The sequence below is a fragment of the Aromatoleum anaerobium genome (assembly GCF_012910705.2).
Lineage (GTDB): Bacteria > Pseudomonadota > Gammaproteobacteria > Burkholderiales > Rhodocyclaceae > Aromatoleum > Aromatoleum anaerobium.
Map to the genome: position 1 here is coordinate 557,673 of NZ_WTVG02000038.1, position 16,924 is coordinate 574,596.

Annotated in this window: 18 protein-coding genes; 2 read left to right on the plus strand and 16 right to left on the minus strand. The window is 68.1% G+C overall.

What is annotated here, in order from left to right; all coding sequences use genetic code 11:
- Positions 1 to 4 precede the first annotated feature (4 nt).
- Positions 5 to 1,384: an extracellular catalytic domain type 1 short-chain-length polyhydroxyalkanoate depolymerase gene (locus GO606_RS11550; protein WP_169116926.1), complete on the minus strand. Its 1,380-nt coding sequence runs from the start codon at positions 1,382 to 1,384 to the stop codon at positions 5 to 7.
- Between the two features lie 32 nt (positions 1,385 to 1,416).
- On the minus strand, positions 1,417 to 1,833 hold the full coding sequence (locus GO606_RS11555; protein WP_169116925.1) for a CopG family transcriptional regulator: 417 nt from the start codon (positions 1,831 to 1,833) through the stop codon (positions 1,417 to 1,419).
- On the opposite strand from GO606_RS11555, the gene GO606_RS11560 reads away from it, so the two are divergent.
- The gene (locus tag GO606_RS11560) at positions 1,822 to 2,103 is read left to right on the plus strand and encodes a hypothetical protein (RefSeq protein ID WP_169116924.1); all 282 of its coding nucleotides are present in this window, start codon (positions 1,822 to 1,824) and stop codon (positions 2,101 to 2,103) included. The two genes, GO606_RS11555 and GO606_RS11560, sit on opposite strands and share 12 nt — an antisense overlap.
- Here the strand turns inward: GO606_RS11560 and GO606_RS11565 are convergent.
- From GO606_RS11565 to mnmG, 6 genes are all read right to left on the minus strand, one after another.
- Positions 2,067 to 2,816, minus strand: a complete 750-nt coding sequence (locus GO606_RS11565; RefSeq protein ID WP_169116923.1) for an MBL fold metallo-hydrolase — start codon at positions 2,814 to 2,816, stop codon at positions 2,067 to 2,069. The two genes, GO606_RS11560 and GO606_RS11565, sit on opposite strands and share 37 nt — an antisense overlap.
- A 171-nt stretch (positions 2,817 to 2,987) precedes the next feature.
- Positions 2,988 to 3,857, minus strand: coding sequence for a ParB/RepB/Spo0J family partition protein (locus GO606_RS11570; RefSeq protein WP_169116922.1), 870 nt, complete (start codon positions 3,855 to 3,857; stop codon positions 2,988 to 2,990).
- Positions 3,858 to 3,989: 132 nt separating this feature from the next.
- Positions 3,990 to 4,280 carry a nucleotidyltransferase family protein gene (locus GO606_RS11575; RefSeq protein ID WP_169116921.1) on the minus strand — a complete coding sequence of 97 codons (291 nt, stop codon included), beginning with the start codon at positions 4,278 to 4,280 and terminating at the stop codon, positions 3,990 to 3,992.
- A 6-nt stretch (positions 4,281 to 4,286) separates the two neighbouring features.
- Positions 4,287 to 5,057, minus strand: a complete 771-nt coding sequence (locus GO606_RS11580; protein ID WP_169116920.1) for a ParA family protein — start codon at positions 5,055 to 5,057, stop codon at positions 4,287 to 4,289.
- Positions 5,058 to 5,693 carry a 16S rRNA (guanine(527)-N(7))-methyltransferase RsmG gene (rsmG, locus tag GO606_RS11585; RefSeq protein WP_169116919.1) on the minus strand — a complete coding sequence of 212 codons (636 nt, stop codon included), beginning with the start codon at positions 5,691 to 5,693 and terminating at the stop codon, positions 5,058 to 5,060.
- Positions 5,690 to 7,648, minus strand: a complete 1,959-nt coding sequence (gene mnmG / locus GO606_RS11590; RefSeq protein ID WP_169116918.1) for a tRNA uridine-5-carboxymethylaminomethyl(34) synthesis enzyme MnmG — start codon at positions 7,646 to 7,648, stop codon at positions 5,690 to 5,692. The genes rsmG and mnmG overlap by 4 nt, the downstream gene beginning before the upstream one ends.
- Before the next feature lie 261 nt (positions 7,649 to 7,909).
- Between mnmG and GO606_RS11595 the strand changes: the two genes are divergently transcribed.
- Positions 7,910 to 8,164, plus strand: a complete 255-nt coding sequence (locus tag GO606_RS11595) for a hypothetical protein (RefSeq protein WP_211166452.1) — start codon at positions 7,910 to 7,912, stop codon at positions 8,162 to 8,164.
- A 3-nt stretch (positions 8,165 to 8,167) separates the two neighbouring features.
- On the opposite strand, the gene tpx is transcribed toward GO606_RS11595, so the two are convergent.
- The 8 genes from tpx to GO606_RS11635 all read right to left on the minus strand — a co-directional run bounded on the left by tpx (position 8,168) and on the right by GO606_RS11635 (position 16,747).
- Positions 8,168 to 8,668: a thiol peroxidase gene (gene tpx / locus GO606_RS11600; RefSeq protein ID WP_169116917.1), complete on the minus strand. Its 501-nt coding sequence runs from the start codon at positions 8,666 to 8,668 to the stop codon at positions 8,168 to 8,170.
- Between the two features lie 159 nt (positions 8,669 to 8,827).
- Positions 8,828 to 9,955 (minus strand): formate dehydrogenase subunit gamma, encoded by a 1,128-nt coding sequence (locus GO606_RS11605; RefSeq protein WP_169116916.1) that lies wholly within the window; start codon positions 9,953 to 9,955, stop codon positions 8,828 to 8,830.
- Between the two features lie 10 nt (positions 9,956 to 9,965).
- Entirely contained in the window at positions 9,966 to 10,193 is a 228-nt protein-coding gene (locus tag GO606_RS11610; protein ID WP_169116915.1) for a hypothetical protein, read from the minus strand.
- On the minus strand, positions 10,190 to 10,795 hold the full coding sequence (gene fdh3B / locus GO606_RS11615; protein ID WP_169116914.1) for a formate dehydrogenase FDH3 subunit beta: 606 nt from the start codon (positions 10,793 to 10,795) through the stop codon (positions 10,190 to 10,192). The genes GO606_RS11610 and fdh3B overlap by 4 nt, the downstream gene beginning before the upstream one ends.
- A gap of 15 nt (positions 10,796 to 10,810) precedes the next feature.
- Positions 10,811 to 13,714 carry a formate dehydrogenase subunit alpha gene (locus GO606_RS11620; RefSeq protein WP_169116913.1) on the minus strand — a complete coding sequence of 968 codons (2,904 nt, stop codon included), beginning with the start codon at positions 13,712 to 13,714 and terminating at the stop codon, positions 10,811 to 10,813.
- A gap of 12 nt (positions 13,715 to 13,726) precedes the next feature.
- Positions 13,727 to 13,945: a hypothetical protein gene (locus tag GO606_RS11625; protein ID WP_211166451.1), complete on the minus strand. Its 219-nt coding sequence runs from the start codon at positions 13,943 to 13,945 to the stop codon at positions 13,727 to 13,729.
- A gap of 73 nt (positions 13,946 to 14,018) precedes the next feature.
- Positions 14,019 to 14,681 (minus strand): TorD/DmsD family molecular chaperone, encoded by a 663-nt coding sequence (locus GO606_RS11630; RefSeq protein ID WP_425532207.1) that lies wholly within the window; start codon positions 14,679 to 14,681, stop codon positions 14,019 to 14,021.
- Entirely contained in the window at positions 14,678 to 16,747 is a 2,070-nt protein-coding gene (locus tag GO606_RS11635) for a 4Fe-4S dicluster domain-containing protein (protein WP_169116912.1), read from the minus strand. Before GO606_RS11635 ends, GO606_RS11630 begins: the two co-directional genes overlap by 4 nt.
- Positions 16,748 to 16,924 lie beyond the last annotated feature (177 nt).

Sequence of the window (16,924 nt, forward strand, 5' to 3'; positions counted from 1 at the left end):
TCGATTATTGGGGCTGTCCCCCTTCCGGCGCCGCTTTGCCGCCAGCCGGATGGGCGAGGAAAAAGCGCAGCATTTCCTTCGCCGCGTCCGGGCCCTGCGGGTCGGTGTAGGAGCCGCGCGAGCTGCCGCCGGACCACGCGTGGCCGGCGCCATGCACCGTCCACTGCTCGACGTGCGGCGAGCCGTTCGGATGGTGATAGGTCGTCCGGGTGTAGGCACGCCCGTTCGGCACCTGACCCCGTTCGATGCTCGCTCGCGGTTTCGACCCTGCTCCGGTTGATCCGGTGCGCACACCCGCGGGCGCAAACTGGACGATCACCTGCTCCCCGTTGCGCGGATGAACCGTCGTGTCGCGGTCGCCGTGGAAGACGATGACCGGCACCGGGTGAGGCGTTTCCCGGCCCGTCCCGGCGCCCGTCGCCCGGATACCGGCCGCGCGCGCGCTTCCCTGCTGCATCGCGGCGAGCGCCGACGGCAGATCGTGCGCGGCCGCATGCGGCAGGCCCGAATGGATGCCGGCAGCAGCGTAGAGATCCGGGTAGGCCACCGCCATCGTCGTCGCCATCGCGCCGCCTGCCGACAGGCCGGCGATGTAGATGCGTCGCCGATCGGCGTTGTAGCTTGCGGCGACTTCGCGCGTCATCCCGGCGATCAGCGAGGGCTCGCCGTGCTCCGCGCGCTGGTCCGAAGGCTTGAACCAGTTCCAGCATTTCGACCCGTTCGCCCCCGCCGACTGCGCGGGATAAAGCACGAGGCAAGGCTCCCGCTCGGCAAGCTCGTTCATGCCCGTGCCGGCGGCGAAATCGTCCGGGTTCTGCGTGCAGCCATGCAGCATGACGACCAGCGGCAACGGCTCGCCGCAATAGTTGCTCGGCACATACAGCTTGTAGCTGCGCGTGCCGGCGGCGTTCGTGTAGGAGGCGCTGATGAAGCGCGCGCCGTCCGGCACCGCCTCGGGAACATGACCCGGCACATGGCCGGGGACGATCGGCTCGAACGCCGGGACAGCGCCGCGAAGCTTGAACAATTTGTCGCGCAGCGTAGCACCCAGGCGCTCAGCCAGCGGCGGGACGACAGCTTCTGCCGCCGGCTCCCCGGCTTTGGCTGCGGCGTCGGCAGGTTCCCGTTGCGCCGGCTCGGCGTCCGCGACGAACGGGCCGATGTCGATGACGCGGCAGCTGCCTTCGAGCGGCGGCTCGGTCGCCCGGTGCGCGGCCGGCGTACCGGTGGCTGGCGTCGCCTCGGTGGCAGGCGACGGCGCGAACCGCCCGCCGAGAGCGCGCTGGATCAGTGCGGTCGCTTCGAGCAGCTGACCGGCACGCGTCAGCCGCGTGGCTTCGAGCAGGTCGGGGTTGAGCAGATTGGGGTTGAGTCGGGCATTCATGGGTTGAATCTCCTTGCGGACCGCGAAAGCGGTCACCTGATCCGGTCCGCCAGCGCGGCCTTGACCGCTGCGCTGGCATGCAGCGCGCCGAGCACGACGATCGATTCGATCGTCGCGAGCGCGAGTTCGGGCGGCACGTCGGCGGCGATGCTCGCCAGCCCCAGCACCTGGATGTCGAGCCGCTCGCCGGCCGCCTGCACCGCTTCGAGATCACGGCGCGTGTAGTGCTGCAGGCCGAGGACGAAGGCCTTGCGCGCGACCGTGTCGCGGATCACTTCGTTATGCGTGACGAGCTGGTTGCGAATCGCCGTGCGGATGAAGTCGGTGCGGTTCGAATAAAAGCCCTCCTGTACCAGCAGATCGATCTGCCCGAGGTCGACGACCCCGAGATTGATGGTGATCTTCTCGGTCGTCTCTCCCGCCTTCGGGCGCAGCTCATGCACGCTCATTACCATCTCCCCGCCATCCATATGGATGGTATTGTGGCCTTCAAGGAGGGGAAGTCAAGCGATTTCTCGAACGGCGGCAACGAGGGCACGGCCGCCATCGACCGAAGCGCGCCGCGGCTGCGGGAGTTGCGGGAGTTGCGGGAGTTGCGGGGAGTGCCGGAGACGGCGGCACTGCCGCCCGTCAATGTGCACCGGCCGCTGGGGGCCGGGGTGCGCGCGCCGCCGGCGGCGGTTCAGCCTTGCCGGCTTTCGGTCATGCGCCCGCAGTAGGCCTTCAGTTCATCGGGCAGGCCCTGCGGACAGACGCCGCACTCGCGGTTGCCGGGCACGGCGTAGTCGATGAACTTCGGGTAGGGCAGCTTCAATTCGGCCATGATGCGGCGGAACTCGTCGAGCGTGCGCTCGCCGCCGAGGCGCGGGTTGCGGGCGCGTTCCTGCGCGATCGACGACACGCGGCGGCCCTGGTAGTCGTGCGCCGGATAGACGAGCTGCTCGTCGGGCAGCGTGAAGAGTTTCTCGTGCACGCTGCGGTACAGCGCCGCCGGGTCGCCGCTCTGGAAGTCGGTGCGGCCGCAGCCGTCGATCAGCAGCGCGTCGCCGGTGAAGACCCGGTCGCCGCATACGTAGGCGAAGTGGCCGTCAGTGTGACCGGGGGTGTGCAGCGGCGCAAGCCGGACGCTGCCGACCGCGACCGGCCGGCCCTCTTCGACCGGCACATCGACGCACGGCAGCCGGTCGATCGCGGGCGCGGCGATGCGGCTGCCGACGCGCTCTTTCAGATGACGCGCCGCGGTGATGTGGTCCGCGTGGATGTGCGTGTCGAGCGTGAGTTCGAGCCGCAGCCGCAGTTCGGCGACCAGCGCGAGGTCGCGCTCGATCGCGTTGACGACCGGGTCGATCAGCACTGCCGCGCCGGTATCCTCGCAGCCGAGCAGGTAAGTGTAGGTGCTCGACAGCGGTTCGAAGAGCTGCCGGAAGATCATCGCCGTCCTCCATGCCGGAATTGAGGTGCGCCCTTCTGCCGCTTGCCGCTTCGGCGCGGCACCCCGCGCGGGCCGTGCCACTGACATTCTGGTACACGCCCCGAGCAAGTCAATGCGGAGCCGTATCTCTGCCCATCTCCGCGCGCCCCGGGGCGACCGGGCGGCCGCCTACTACCCGCCCCGCTTCGATGTGCCGAGGCTCTCGAGCAGTCCGTCGAGCTGGTCGAGGCTGCCGAAGCGGATCGTCACTTCGCCGGCGCCTTTCTTGTTCGTCTTGATCCTGACGGTCGCGCCGAGCACGTCGGCGATTTCCTCTTCGATCCGCAGCAGGTCGCGATCGGGCTCGCGCTCGGCCTTCTTCTGCCGCGGATTCAGGATCTGCTGCACGAGGCGCTCGGTGTCGCGCACCGACAGCCCGCGCGCCGCGACGTGGTTCGCGAGCTGGATCTGGCCGGCGCCGTCGAGCGGCAGCATCGCGCGCGCATGGCCCATGTCGATGTCGCCGGCCATCAGCAGCTCCTGCACCGGGCGGGCGAGATTGAGCAGACGCAGCAGGTTCGACGCCGCCGGCCGCGAGCGCCCGACCGCATCGGCCGCCTGCTGGTGCGTCATGCCGAACTCGTCGATGAGGCGCTGGATGCCGCCCGCTTCCTCGAGCGGGTTGAGATCCTCGCGCTGGATGTTCTCGATCAACGACATCGCCAGCGCCGCTTCGTCCGGGATCTCGCGCACCAGGCACGGCACATCGGCGAGCTCGGCGATCTGCGCCGCGCGCCAGCGCCGCTCGCCGGCGATGATCTCGTACGCCGAGCCGTTGACCGGCCGCACGAGGATCGGCTGCATCACGCCCTGCGCCTTGATCGATGCCGCGAGCTCCTCGAGCGAGCCCGGATCCATGCGCGTGCGCGGCTGGTACTTGCCGGGCCGCAGGTCGCCGACCGCGAGCGCCTGCAGTTCGCCGCGCTCGGCGTCGTCGTCCTGGTTCCCGGCGAGCAGCGCGTCGAGGCCGCGGCCGAGGCCTTTGAGTTTGGGTCGGGTCATCTTCAAACGTCTTTAATGGGCAGGTTGCCGAGTTTTTCCAGTAACGGAATCAATGCCGGAATCTCGCGGGTCGCGGTGTTCCACACCAGGTCCAGGCGACCTCGAAATAATCATGAATGAGCTCCTTTCGGCTCACAGCGGCCTCGCCTCGCGCATCACTTCGGTCCGGATCAACGGGTGCAGGCCGCCCGGCGTTGCCACTTCGACCTTCAGCGCGAGCAGCGATTCGAGTTCCTCCTGAAGCGCGAAAGCATCGAACAGACTCGCGTCGGGACCGAATTCGACGAGCAGGTCCAGATCGCTGTCGTCGCGGTCGTCGCCGCGGCTCACCGATCCGAACACGCGTACGTTGTACGCACGATGACGGGTCGCGAGCGCGAGGATCTCGACACGGTGGCGGCGCAGGGCTTCGCTCGGTTTCATGATCGATCACAGGGTCCTGACACGTTCGATCATCTCGGCGGCGAAGGCCATGTAGGCCTGTGTCCCTTTGGCTGCCTTGTCGAACACGACGCCCGGCATGCCGTGGCTTGGCGCTTCGGCGAGGCGCACGTTGCGCGGCACGATGGCGCGGAACACCTTGTCGCCGAAATGGCTCTCGAGCTGCGCGGAAACCTGCTGCTGCAGCGTCATCCGCGCATCGAACATGACGCGCAGCAGGCCGGTGATGCCCAGTTCGCGATTCAGGTTCGAATGCACTTTCCTGATCGTGTTGACGAGGTCGGACAGGCCTTCGAGCGCGAAATACTCGCACTGCATCGGGATGATGACGCCGTGGGCCGCGCACAGTCCGTTCAACGTCAGCATCGACAGCGACGGCGGGCAGTCGATCAGGACCAGGTCGTAGTCGGCGCCGAAGTCCCTGAGCGCGTCGCGCAGGCGGTTCTCGCGCCGTTCGAGGCCGACGAGTTCGACTTCGGCACCGGCGAGGTCGCGGTTCGCCGGCAGCACGTCGTAGCCGCCCGAGGGCGACGCGACGCGCGCCTCGTCGAGCGTCGCGAGGCCGACGAGCACGTGGTACACCGATTTCGCCACCGCGCGCTTGTCGACGCCGCTGCCCATCGTCGCGTTGCCTTGCGGATCGAGGTCGATGAGCAGCGTGCGCTGGCCGGCCTGGGCGAGCGCGGCGGCGAGGTTGACGCAGGTCGTCGTCTTGCCGACGCCGCCTTTCTGGTTTGCAACGCAGAAGATTCGGGCCATTCAGTTCCTTTCGAGGATGATCAGGTGTCGTTCGGCGCCGAGCCCCGGCACCGTCAGCGGGTGCACCTCGGCGACGCGGAAACCCGCCGGCAGGCGCGCGATCTCGTCGCGAGGATACACGCCCTTCATCGCGAGAAAATGTCCGCCGGGCCGCAAGAGATGCGCGGTCAGGCCGACGAAATCCGACAGTTCGGAGAAGGCGCGCGAGATCACCGCGTCGAACTTTGCCTCCGGCCGGACGTTTTCGACGCGCTCGTTCACGACCGTGAAGTTCGCGAGCCCGAGCTCGATCTTCGCCTGCTGCTGGAAGCTCGCCTTCTTGTTGACGGTCTCGATCGACGTCACGGCGAGGGCGGGATGGCAATCCGGCGCGGCGAGCGCGAGCGGAATCCCCGGCAGGCCGCCGCCGGAGCCGACGTCGGCGAGCGTCGCGATGCCGCCCAGATGCGGCAGCACCGCGAGCGAATCGAGCAGGTGGTGCGTGACGATCTGCCCGGCGTCGCGGATCGACGTGAGGTTGTACACCCGGTTCCACTTCTGCAGCAGCGCGGCGAACGCGGCAAGCCGCGCCTGCGTCGCCGGCGAAAGATGCAGGTCAAGCTCCGCAAGGCCCTGCTCGAGGCTCGCAGCGCTCATACCGAGCGCATCCCTATCCCGGCGGCGCCCGCGCCGTCCGTCGGCGGCGTTCCGGCGTCGTCCGCGCCCGCCGCCGCGGCCAGGTCGCGGCGCTTGAGCCATACCATCAGCAGCGAAATCGCCGCCGGCGTCACGCCCTGGATGCGCCCGGCCTGGCCGAGCGTCCCGGGTTTGTGCAGGTTCAGCTTCTGCTGCACTTCCTTCGACAGGCCGCGCACCTGCGCGTAGTCGAGATTGGCCGGCAGAAGGGTCGATTCGGCCTGCAGCTGCTTCGCGACCTCGCCTTGCTGGCGGTCGATGTAGCCCTGGTATTTCGCCGCGATCTCGATCTGCTCGATGACTTGCGGGTCGGTCTCGGGGTTTTCCGGCGCGCCGGGCAGGCTCATCAGGTCCGCGTAGCGCGTGTTCGGCCGGCGCAAGAGCTCGAAGAAGCGGTATTCGCGTTCGAGCGCCTTGCCGACGACGCGCTCGGCGTCGGCCGCCGGCACGCGCGCCGGATGCGCCCAGGTCGCTCTCAACCGGGCGGTCTCGCGCTCGATCGCGTCGCGCTTGGTGCAGAACGCAGCCCAGCGCACGTCATCGACAAGGCCCAGCTCGCGGCCCTTTTCGGTCAGGCGCAGGTCGGCGTTGTCCTCGCGCAGCGAGAGGCGATATTCGGCGCGCGACGTGAACATGCGGTACGGCTCCGAGACGCCGCGCGTGATGAGGTCATCGACGAGCACGCCCAGATACGCTTCGTCGCGGCGCGGACACCACGCCTCGCGGCCCAGTACCTGCAGCGCGGCGTTCGCGCCGGCCAGAAGGCCCTGCGCGGCGGCTTCCTCGTAGCCGGTCGTGCCGTTGATCTGGCCGGCGAAGAACAGGCCGTCGAAGCTCTTCGTCTCGAGGCTGCTCTTGAGGTTGCGCGGGTCGAAGTAGTCGTACTCGATCGCGTAGCCGGGGCGCAGGATGAACGCGTTCTCGAGCCCGCGGATCGAGCGCACGACGGCGAGCTGCACGTCGAACGGCAGCGACGTCGAGATGCCGTTCGGATAGATCTCGTTGGTCGCCAGGCCTTCGGGCTCGAGAAAGATGTTGTGGCTCGTCTTGTCGGCGAAGCGGTGGATCTTGTCCTCGATCGACGGGCAGTAGCGCGGCCCCACCCCTTCGATGACGCCGGAGTACATCGGCGAGCGGTCGAGGTTTGCGCGGATGATGTCGTGCGTATGCTCGTTGGTATGCGTGATCCAGCATGGCAGCTGCTGCGGATGCTGGGAGGCCTTGCCGAGGAAGCTGAACACCGGCACCGGATCGTCGCCGGGCTGCTCCTGCATTACCGAAAAGTCGATCGTGCGCGCGTCCAGGCGCGGCGGCGTGCCGGTCTTCAGCCGTCCCTGCGGCAGCGCGAGCTCCTTCAGCCTCGCCCCAAGCGAGATTGCCGGCGGATCGCCCGCGCGTCCGGCCGAGTAGTTGTCGAGGCCGACGTGGATCAGGCCGTTGAGGAAGGTGCCGGCGGTCAGCACCACCGCGGGCGCCTCGAACGCGAGGCCGATCTGCGTGACGACGCCGGTGACGCGGTCGCCTGATACCGTGAGGTCGTCGACCGCCTGCTGGAACAGCCACAGGTTCGGCTGGTTCTCGAGCCGGTGGCGGATCGCCGCCTTGTACAGCACGCGGTCGGCCTGCGCCCGCGTCGCGCGCACCGCCGGGCCTTTCGACGCGTTCAGGATGCGGAACTGGATACCGCCTTCGTCGGTTGCCGCGGCCATCGCGCCGCCCAGCGCATCGACTTCCTTGACGAGGTGACCCTTGCCGATGCCGCCGATCGACGGGTTGCAGCTCATCTGCCCGAGCGTCTCGATGTTGTGCGTCAGGAGCAGCGTTTTCGCGCCGATGCGCGCGGCGGCGAGCGCGGCCTCGGTGCCGGCATGGCCGCCGCCAACCACGATGACGTCGAAACGGGAGGGATAGAGCATGGGTGCGCGCCGAAAAGGCCGATCGAGCGGGAAGGGCGAGGATTTTACGCTGTTGCGGCGCGAAAGCACAGTGTTTCCCACTCCTGTTCCACGGAAAAACGTCGTCCAAACAGACTGTTACCGTCTGCCGTGAGCCGCCGCGCGCACCGCTTGGGCGGACCGGGGCGCCGGCGTGCTTGCCGATCGCTTCGACCGGCCGCGGCTGCTCGCGCTCGGGTTCGCACTGATGGTGGCTGTCCACCTCGCGCTCGGGCTCGTGCTGTGGGGACTGCACATGGGGATGACGCAGGGCTGCTCGCGGCGCTGGTCGCGGACGCGGCACCGGCTGCGTTGCGCGGCACCGCGTTCGGCCTGTTCAACCTCGTCGGGGGGCTCGCGCTGCTCGCCGCGAGCGTCATCGCCGGCGCGCTGTGGGACGCCTATGGTTCCGCCACGACTTTCATCGCCGGCGCCGTGTTCGCGGCAGTCGCGCTCGTCGGGCTGCTGCCGCTGCGCGGGCGCCGGCAGGCACCCTGATGTTTACTTCAGCGCGGCGAGCGCCGCAGCATAGTCGGGCTCGTCCTTGATCTCGCCGACGAGCTGCGAATGCAGCACGCGGTTGTTCTCGTCGAGCACGACGACGGCGCGCGCGGCAAGCCCCTGCAGCGGCCCCGACGCGATCTCGACGCCGTAATCGTTGAGAAACTCGCGGCCGCGCAGCGTCGACAGCGTGACGACGTTGTCGAGGCCTTCGGCAACGCAGAAGCGTTTCGCGGCGAACGGCAGATCGCCCGAAATCACCAGCACGACCGTGTTGTCGAGCTTGCCCGCTTCGGCGTTGAACTTGCGGGTGGACGTCGCGCAAGTCGGCGTGTCGAGGCTCGGCACGATGTTCAGCACCTTGCGCTTGCCAGCGTACTTGTCGAGCGTGACGTCGGCGAGGTCGGCGCCGACCAGCGACAGCGGCGGCGCGGTGTCGCCCGGCTGCGGGAACTTGCCGGCGACTTCGATCGGATTGCCACCCAGGGTAACTTTGCTCATCGATCTCTCCTCTGTTTGGATTGGGGCCTGCGGGTCACGGGGCATGACATGGTGACAAGGTCATGGCGGACCTAGTCTAGCCGCGAATGCGGCGGATGGGAAAGACGGGAATTCAGGTATCGCGCGGGAGCCGGGGAGCGTCCGCGCGCGACGTCGTGATCAGGAATGGCGCGGCTTGCCGGTCTTCACGTCCTCGTACCACAGCGCGTGGTGCTCCTTCGCCCAGGTTTCGTCGACGTAACCCGTCCTCATCGCGCGGTATGCGCCTTCCAAGCCGATCGTGCCGAGGTAGATGTGGCCGAACGACAGCGCGATCAGCAGGATCGACGCCGTTGCATGGATGACGTTCGCCCATTGCATCGTCACACGGAGCTGGCCGAAGTTCGGGAAGTCCAGCACCAGCCCCGAGCCGGCGACGATCAGGCCGAGAAACGCGACGCCGCCCCAGAACCACGTTTTCTCGCCGAAATTGAAGCGCCCCGACGGCACGTGTTCGCCGCTGATGAAGCCGCCCCCCTTGCGGATCCAGACGCGGTCACTCGCCTCCCAGAGGTTGTCGCGGGCGAAGGCGAGGATCATCAGCACGGTGAACACGAGGAACACCGGCCCGATGTAGTTGTGGATGTTCTTGCCGACGACGAGCAGCACGCCGAGCGCGTCGTGCCCGAGCAGCGGGGCGACGAGGTGCTTGGCGAACAGGATCGCGAGCCCGGTGACGGCGAGCAGCACGAAAGTGATCGCGGTGCCCCAATGGACGACGCGCTCGAACATGCTGAAGCGCTGGATGCGGTGCCCGGTCGGCGCGGCGTGCAGCCTGATCATGCCTTTCACGGCGTAGAACACCGCGAGAGCGAGCAGCACGACCAGCAGCAGGGCGCTGCCGTACTGCTTGATCGGGCCGTTGCGCATCTGGCGCCAGGTGTTGCCTTCGTCCTGGATCAGCACGCCGGCCTCCGGGCCGCGCACCGTCGTGAAGAACTCGTCACCCGAGCGCGCCTGACGCCACATCGGTGCATCGTTCAGCGGTCCGGCCCGCTCCCGCTCGCGCTGCCGCGTCTGTTCACGTTGCCCGGTCTGTTCGCGCTGCCGGACCTGTTCGCTTTGCCGGATCTCTTCACCCGGCTGGAACTCTCCGCGCTGCCGGGTCTGCTCGCGCAGCTGGCGTTGCGCCGGTTCGTCGCCCGGCTCGGCCTGCGCCAGCACCGGCGGCGGCGCCAGCGCCAGCAGCCACAGCGCGAGCGCGAGCAGCAGACCCCGGCCGTCGCGCCGCATCAGGCTCGTGCTCATCGCGCTCTCCTCACTCGACCCGCCGGTATTCGTTCTGGCTGCGGACGCGGTCGTGCAGCGCGCGCTCCCAGGCTGTCTTGTCGCCGTTGAACGCGCCGCCCTCCCACGGCCGCGAATCGGTCTTGCCCTGGTATTTGCCCTGCTCGTACTGCACGACCTGCGGCTCTTCGCTGCAGCCGGCCAGCAGCACGAACGCCGCGACGGCTGCCGGCAGACCGAGCGGAAAACGCGGCTTCATTTCGCTTCCTCCTTGTCCTTGCCATACGCGGTCATCCAGCCCCACGCCTCGAACCCTTTGCCGCGCCGCAGCGCGCGTTCGCGGAAGATGTCGGACAGCTCGGCCGCGTCGCCGGCGAGCAGCGCTTTCGTCGAGCACATCTCGGCGCACAGCGGCAACTTGCCCTGGGCGAGCCGGTTGCGGCCGTACTTCTCGAACTCGGCGTCGGAGTGATTTTCTTCCGGACCGCCGGCGCAGAACGTGCATTTGTCCATCTTGCCGCGCGCGCCGAACGCAGCCGGGCCGTTCGGAAACTGCGGCGCGCCGAACGGACAGGCGTAGAAGCAGTAGCCGCAGCCGATGCAGCCGTCCTTGTCGTGCAGCACGACGCCTTCCTCGGTGTGATAGATCACGTTCGTCGGACACACCGCGATGCACGGCGCATCCGAGCAGTGCATGCACGCGACCGACATCGAGCGCTCGCCCGGCACGCCGTCGTTGATCGTGACGACGCGCCGGCGATTGACGCCCCACGGCACTTCGTGCTCGTTCTTGCAGGCCGTGACGCAGCCGTTGCATTCGATGCAGCGCTCGGCGTCACACAGGAATTTCATGCGTGCCATATCGCTCTCCCTCGGTCAGGCCTTGCTCACGCGGCACAGCGTCGTCTTGGTTTCCTGCATCATCGTCACGGAGTCGTAACCGTAGGTTGTCGCGGTGTTGACCGCTTCGCCGCGCACGATCGGCGCCGCGCCCTCGGGATAGAATTCCAGCATGTCGCGGCCCTGCCACCAGCCGGAGAAGTGGAACGGCAGGAACACGGTGCCGGGCGCGACGCGCTGCGTGACCTGCGCGCGCACCTTGAGCCGCGCCTTGGTCGGCGACTCGACCCAGATGTAGTCGCCGTTGCGGAAACCCGCGTCGTTGGCATCCTTCGGGTTCACCTCGGCGAACATCTCCTGCTGCAGCTCGGCGAGCCACGGGTTCGAGCGCGTCTCCTCGCCGCCACCTTCGTATTCGACGAGGCGTCCCGAAGTCATGATCAGCGGGTATTCCTTCGAGATGTCGCGGACCTTGTCCTGCAGCGTCTTGTACAGCGTCGGCAGACGCCAGAACTTCATCTTGTCCTCGTGCGTCGGGTACTTGTCGACGAGGTCGGGGCGCGGCGAGTAGATCGGCTCGCGGTGCAGCGGCACCGGATCAGGGAAGTTCCACACCAGCGCGCGCGCCTTCGCGTTGCCGAACGGATGCATGCCGTGGTTCTGCATCGCGACGCGGATGATGCCGCCCGACAGGTCCGTCTTCCAGTTCCTGCCTTCGGCCGCGGCTTTCTCGGCATCGGTGAGTTCGTCCCACCAGCCGAGCTTCTTCAACAGCACGTCGTCGAACTCGGGGTAGCCCATCTGCAGTTCGGCACCTTTCGACGCCGAGCCGTCCTCGGCGAGCAGCGACACGCCGTCCTTCTCGACGCCGAAATTGGCGCGGAAATTGCCGCCCCCTTCCATGACGTGCTTGGAGGTGTCGTACAGGTTCGGCGTGCCGGGATGCTTGAGCTCCGGGTTGCCGTAGCACGGCCAGGGCAAGCCGAAATAGTCGCCATCGCACGGTCCGCCGTGGGCGCGCAAGGTCTTGACGTCAAACGTGTGCATGTTCTGCATATGGAGTTTCAGCCGCTCGGGCGACTGGCCGGTGTAGCCGATCGTCCACGTGCCGCGGTTGATCTCGCGCAGGATGTCCTCCGGCTCCGGCTCGTCCCAGCCCTGCTTGTCCTTGACGAGCTTGATGTTCTTCACGAGCTCGTCGGCAAAGCCGAATTTCCTCGCGAACGCGTACATGATGGTCTGGTCGGGCTTCGATTCGAACAGCGGCTCGATGACTTTCTCGCGCCACTGCAGCGAACGGTTCGACGCGGTCGCCGAGCCCGAGGTCTCGAACTGCGTCGCGGCCGGCAGCAGATACACGCCGTCCTTCCTGACCATCGCGGCCATCGATGCGGTCGCCGACGGGTAAGGATCGATGACGACGAGCGTGTCGAGCTTCTTCATCGCCTCGACCATCTCGGCGCCGCGCGTCTGCGAGTTCGGTGCATGGCCCCAGTAGACGACCGCGCGCAGGTTGCCCGGCTGGTCGATGTCGGCCGGGTTCTCGAGCACGCCGTCGATCCAGCGCGACACCGTGATGCCGGACTTCGTCATCAGCTCTTCGGACGCGTAGCGGCTCTTGACCCACTCGTAATCGACGCCCCAGACGCGGCACCAGTGCTGCCATGAACCCGTGGCGAGCCCGTAGTAACCCGGCAGCGAATCCGGGTTCGGGCCGACGTCGGTCGCGCCCTGCACGTTGTCGTGACCGCGGAAAATGTTCGTGCCGCCGCCCGAGACGCCGACATTGCCGAGCACGAGCTGCAAAATGCACATCGCGCGCACGTTGCCGTTGCCGACGGTATGCTGCGTCTGGCCCATGCACCACACGACCGTCGAAGGTTTGTTCTTCGCCAGCATCTCGGCGATCGTGTAGACCTGCTCCTCCGCAATGCCGGTGACTTCGAGCACCTTGTCCGGCGTCCATTTCATGACTTCCTCGCGCACCTTGTCGAGGCCGTAGACGCGCTGGCGGATGTATTCCCGGTCTTCCCAACCGTTCTCGAAAATGTGGTACAGCATGCCCCAGATGAACGGGATGTCGGTGCCCGAGCGGATGCGCGCGTAATAGTCCGCTTTCGCCGCGGTGCGCGTGAAACGCGGGTCGACGACGATCATCTTCGCGCCGGTCTCCTTCGCATGCAGGATGTGCAGCAGCGACACCGGGTGCGCTTCGGCCGCGTTCGAGCCGATGAACAGCATCGCTCGCGCGTTCTGCATGTCGTTGTAGGAGTTCGTCATCGCGCCGTAGCCCCAGGTGTTGGCAACGCCGGCGACGGTGGTCGAGTGGCAGATGCGCGCCTGGTGGTCCATGTTGTTCGTGCCGAAGAAGGACACGAACTTGCGCATCAGGTAGGCCTGCTCGTTGCTGTGCTTGCTCGAGCCGATCCAGTACACCGCGTCGGGACCGGATTCCGCGCGGATTTTCAGCAGCCGGTCGCCGACCTCGTTTATTGCCTGCTCCCAGCTGATCTTCTGGTATTTGCCGTCGACGAGCTTCATCGGATATTTCAGCCGGTGCTCGCCGTGGCCGTGCTCGCGCACCGAGGCGCCTTTCGCACAGTGCGCGCCGAGGTTGATCGGCGAGTCGAACACCGGCTCCTGGCGCACCCACACGCCGTTCTTCACGATCGCGTCGATCGCGCAGCCGACCGAGCAGTGCGTGCAGACGGTGCGGCGCACTTCCTCGCCGCCGGTCGCGGACTGCGCCCCCGGATTCGCAGCATCCGCGCTGCCGATCAGGTTGTAGGGCAGCTGCGCCGCGAGCACGCCCGCCCCGGCGCCGAGGCCGGACCGCCTGAGGAACGCGCGCCGGTCCATCGTGGCGCCCAGATGCCGGGCAACCGGGCCGGGCAACTGCCGGGAGGCGTTGCCGGGGGCGGCACTCTTCTTGATGAGCATCGCGTGTTCTCCCTAGATCCGGGCGCTGCGGTAGTAACTGCGCATGTGTTCGCTGACGCCGGCGTCACGCGCGGACGTCGCAGCCGCATCGACGACCGCCGCCGCTTCGGGCACCGTCTTGCCCGCGGCCGCGGCAACAGCGGCCGCTGCGGCGACGCCTCCCGCGCCGAGCGTCAGCAGGAAATGGCGACGCTGCAGTGCGGGTTTTCGGTCGTCCATGTTGCTTTCCATGTCCCTTTCTCCCAAAACCGGTCGCCGGGCGCGTTCGCCGGGTCCGAAGCCTGTAAACGCGGACTCGCGCGGCCTAATCCATTGCGAAAGCTTCGCTCTCGACATCGAAGAACGCCCGCGCCAGCGCGCCGACCCGGGCATAGAAAGACGCTTGCGGCGCCGCCGCCAGCGCATCGGCCAGGCGGGCGTACCACGGTTGCAGATGGCGCGTGAAGAATGCCCGCTGGCGCGCGAGGCCGGCTGCATCCGCGCCGCTGACGACGAGATGGCGCATCACTTCGGCGAGCACGGCGACGTGGTCCTCGGTTTCCGTGACGCCGCCGCGGCGGGCGAGGCCGAGTCCGGCGAGGTCGTCACGCAGATCCGCGAGCGGCTCTTCCATCAGGAAGCCGGCGAGATAGAACGAGCCGTACAGCATCACTTCGGGCCGGCCGATGCCCTGGAACAGCGCTTCGTATTCGTCGTGCACGCTCCGGGCGTCGGTGTGTCGTGCGGCGTCCGCGAGCTCCGCCCACGCGACGCCAAAGGGCGAGTGGGCGAACGGCAAATTGCCGCCGCCAAAGACGTCGCCGGCAGCGGCGAGCGCGGCGAGCAGCGGCGCATCGGGGGGCGCGAAAAACAGGCGGGCCAGCAGCGCGTAGTGCTCGGCGCGCGCGTTGTCCTCGGCGCTCGCGGGCAGCGCAGAGGACATGGCGGACTCGGGCTCGTGGAGGATGGCGGCTTGCGATGCGCTCATTCGGTCATGTCCCAGGCCTTGAGGCCGTTTTCGCTGTGCATCAGATCGACGACGCGGCAGTCGCCGCACATGTGCAGGCGGCGGCGCTCGGCCTCGCCGGCGAACATCGAATGGCTCGCGAGGCGCGTGAACATCGCGTCGATGAGCGGCTTTGCCCCCATCGGCTGCGCACAGCGGATGCAATGGAAGATTTCGGCTTCCTTCAGCGGCACGGTGCGTCGTGCCGACTCGTCGAGGAGCAGGCGCGGCATGAGGGTGACGGCGTTTTCCGGACAGGACGCCGCGCACAGGCCGCACTGCACGCAGCTTTTCTCGATGAAGCCCAGCCGCATCGCGTCGCTTGCCGCGCTCAGCGCACCGCTCGGGCAGGCGCCGACGCAGGACATGCACAGCGTGCAGGCGTCGCTGACCGAAACCGTGCCGAACGGCGCCCCCGCGGCGAGCGGAATCTCCGCCACCGGCTGCGGCGCGACCGCGAGCAAATGCCGGATCGAGAGCTCCAGCGCGTCGCGCTTGCGGCCCGGCAGGTGGAACATTGCGGGCCGGCTCGCCCCGCTTGCCGGAGCCCAGTCCCACAGCGCCGCCTCGAGCGCCGGCCAGTCGTCGGCCTCGACGACGCGGAAATGCTCGCCGGCGTAGCCGAGCCCGGCGAGGATCGCCGCGCCCTGGGCAGCCGGGACGCGCAGCACGCCCGGATCGTGCGTGCCGGCCGCGAGCACCGCGACCTGGCAGGCCCCGAGCGCGATGCTGCCGAGTAGCAGCTCGAGGCCGACCGAATCGGCGCTCCAGGTTTCGAGCGGGATCACCCGCGCCGGCAGGCCTTTGCCGCGGCGCGCGAGCCGGTCGATCAGCGCTCGCCCGGCACCGGTCGAATGGAACAGCACACACGGCGCCTCGCCGCCGGCATCGCGATACGTCGCGAGCACGGTCCTGACGCGCATTCCGACATCTTCGACGCGCGGATAGTGCGACGCCAGCGCGCCGCTCGGGCAGACCGTCGAGCAGCTGCCGCAGCCCTGGCACAGGTACGGGTCGACGCGCACGGTATCGCCCGCGGAGGAGATCGCTTCGGCCGCACAGGCTTCGACGCAGTTCGAACAGCCGCGCTTTCTCGAACGCCCGTGCGCGCACAGCCGCGCTTCGAGCGCGACATAGCGCGGCTTTTCGAACTCGCCGACGAGCTCCGCGAGCGCCTGCGCCGCAAGAGCCTGCTCGAGCGGATCACGTCCGGGGGCGGCGTATCCATGCGGCAGCTCGACGCGCCGGATCAGCGGCGCGGAGGAGAGATCGAGCACGAGATCGAAACGGCTTTCGCGGGTCGTGTCGCGGCGCGCGAAGTCGATTGCGCCGACGGTGCCGCACGCCGTCACGCAGCTGCGGTGCGACCGGCAGCGCGACGAATCGACCTGGTAGTCCCAGCCGATCGCGCCTTCGGGACAGGCCCGGATGCAGGCGTTGCAGCGCACGCACAAGTCGAGGTCGATCGGGTTGCCCTGCGTCCAGGCGACGTCGAAAGCGCCCAGATGCCCGGCGATGCGCACGTCGCTCCCCGACCAGACGGGATAGCGGCGCTCGGCCGGCAGTTCGGCGTCCGGCGTTGCGCCGGTCATCAGCACCGCGACTTCGAAACGGGTCTGCAGGCGTTCGGCCCAGCCGAGCGCCGCGCCCGCTTCGCCGATGATCAGCAGCGCGCTGCCCGCCGCGAGCGTGACGCCGGGGACCGGATCGGCTTCGGGCAGCAGCGCCGCGGCGAGCAACGCGGCGATTTTCGGCGTCGCCGCCGGCGCTTCGACCGACCAGCCGGCGTTCTCGCGCAGGTTCAGGAAATCGATGCGTGACGGGGCGTCCGCGGCAAGCTGCGCGAACAGCGCGGCCTCCTGCGTACAGCCGACCAGCACATCGCCGTCGGCAAGCGCCGCTTCGACCACGGCGATCTCGCGGCGGCACAGTTCATGGTGAACCCGGAGCGGTTTGTCGGCGCCGATCGCACTGGCGAGCGCGGCCGCGTCGAGCGTCGAACTGCGATTGCAATCGCAGAGTTTTATCTGCCTGCGGCCTGTCGGCATCGTGGAAGTCTTCGTGTCGGATATCGGACCGAAGCATGGGCGATACCCGTGATCGCGGCAGAATGCGAACCGCAACGGAGCGATTTTCCGCGGCAAGAGCCCCGAAGCGGGCGACCGGGCGACAATTTGTCCTTCGCGCCCCAAAGTGTCGCATCCGGAGAGCGCTGGCGCGCCTTT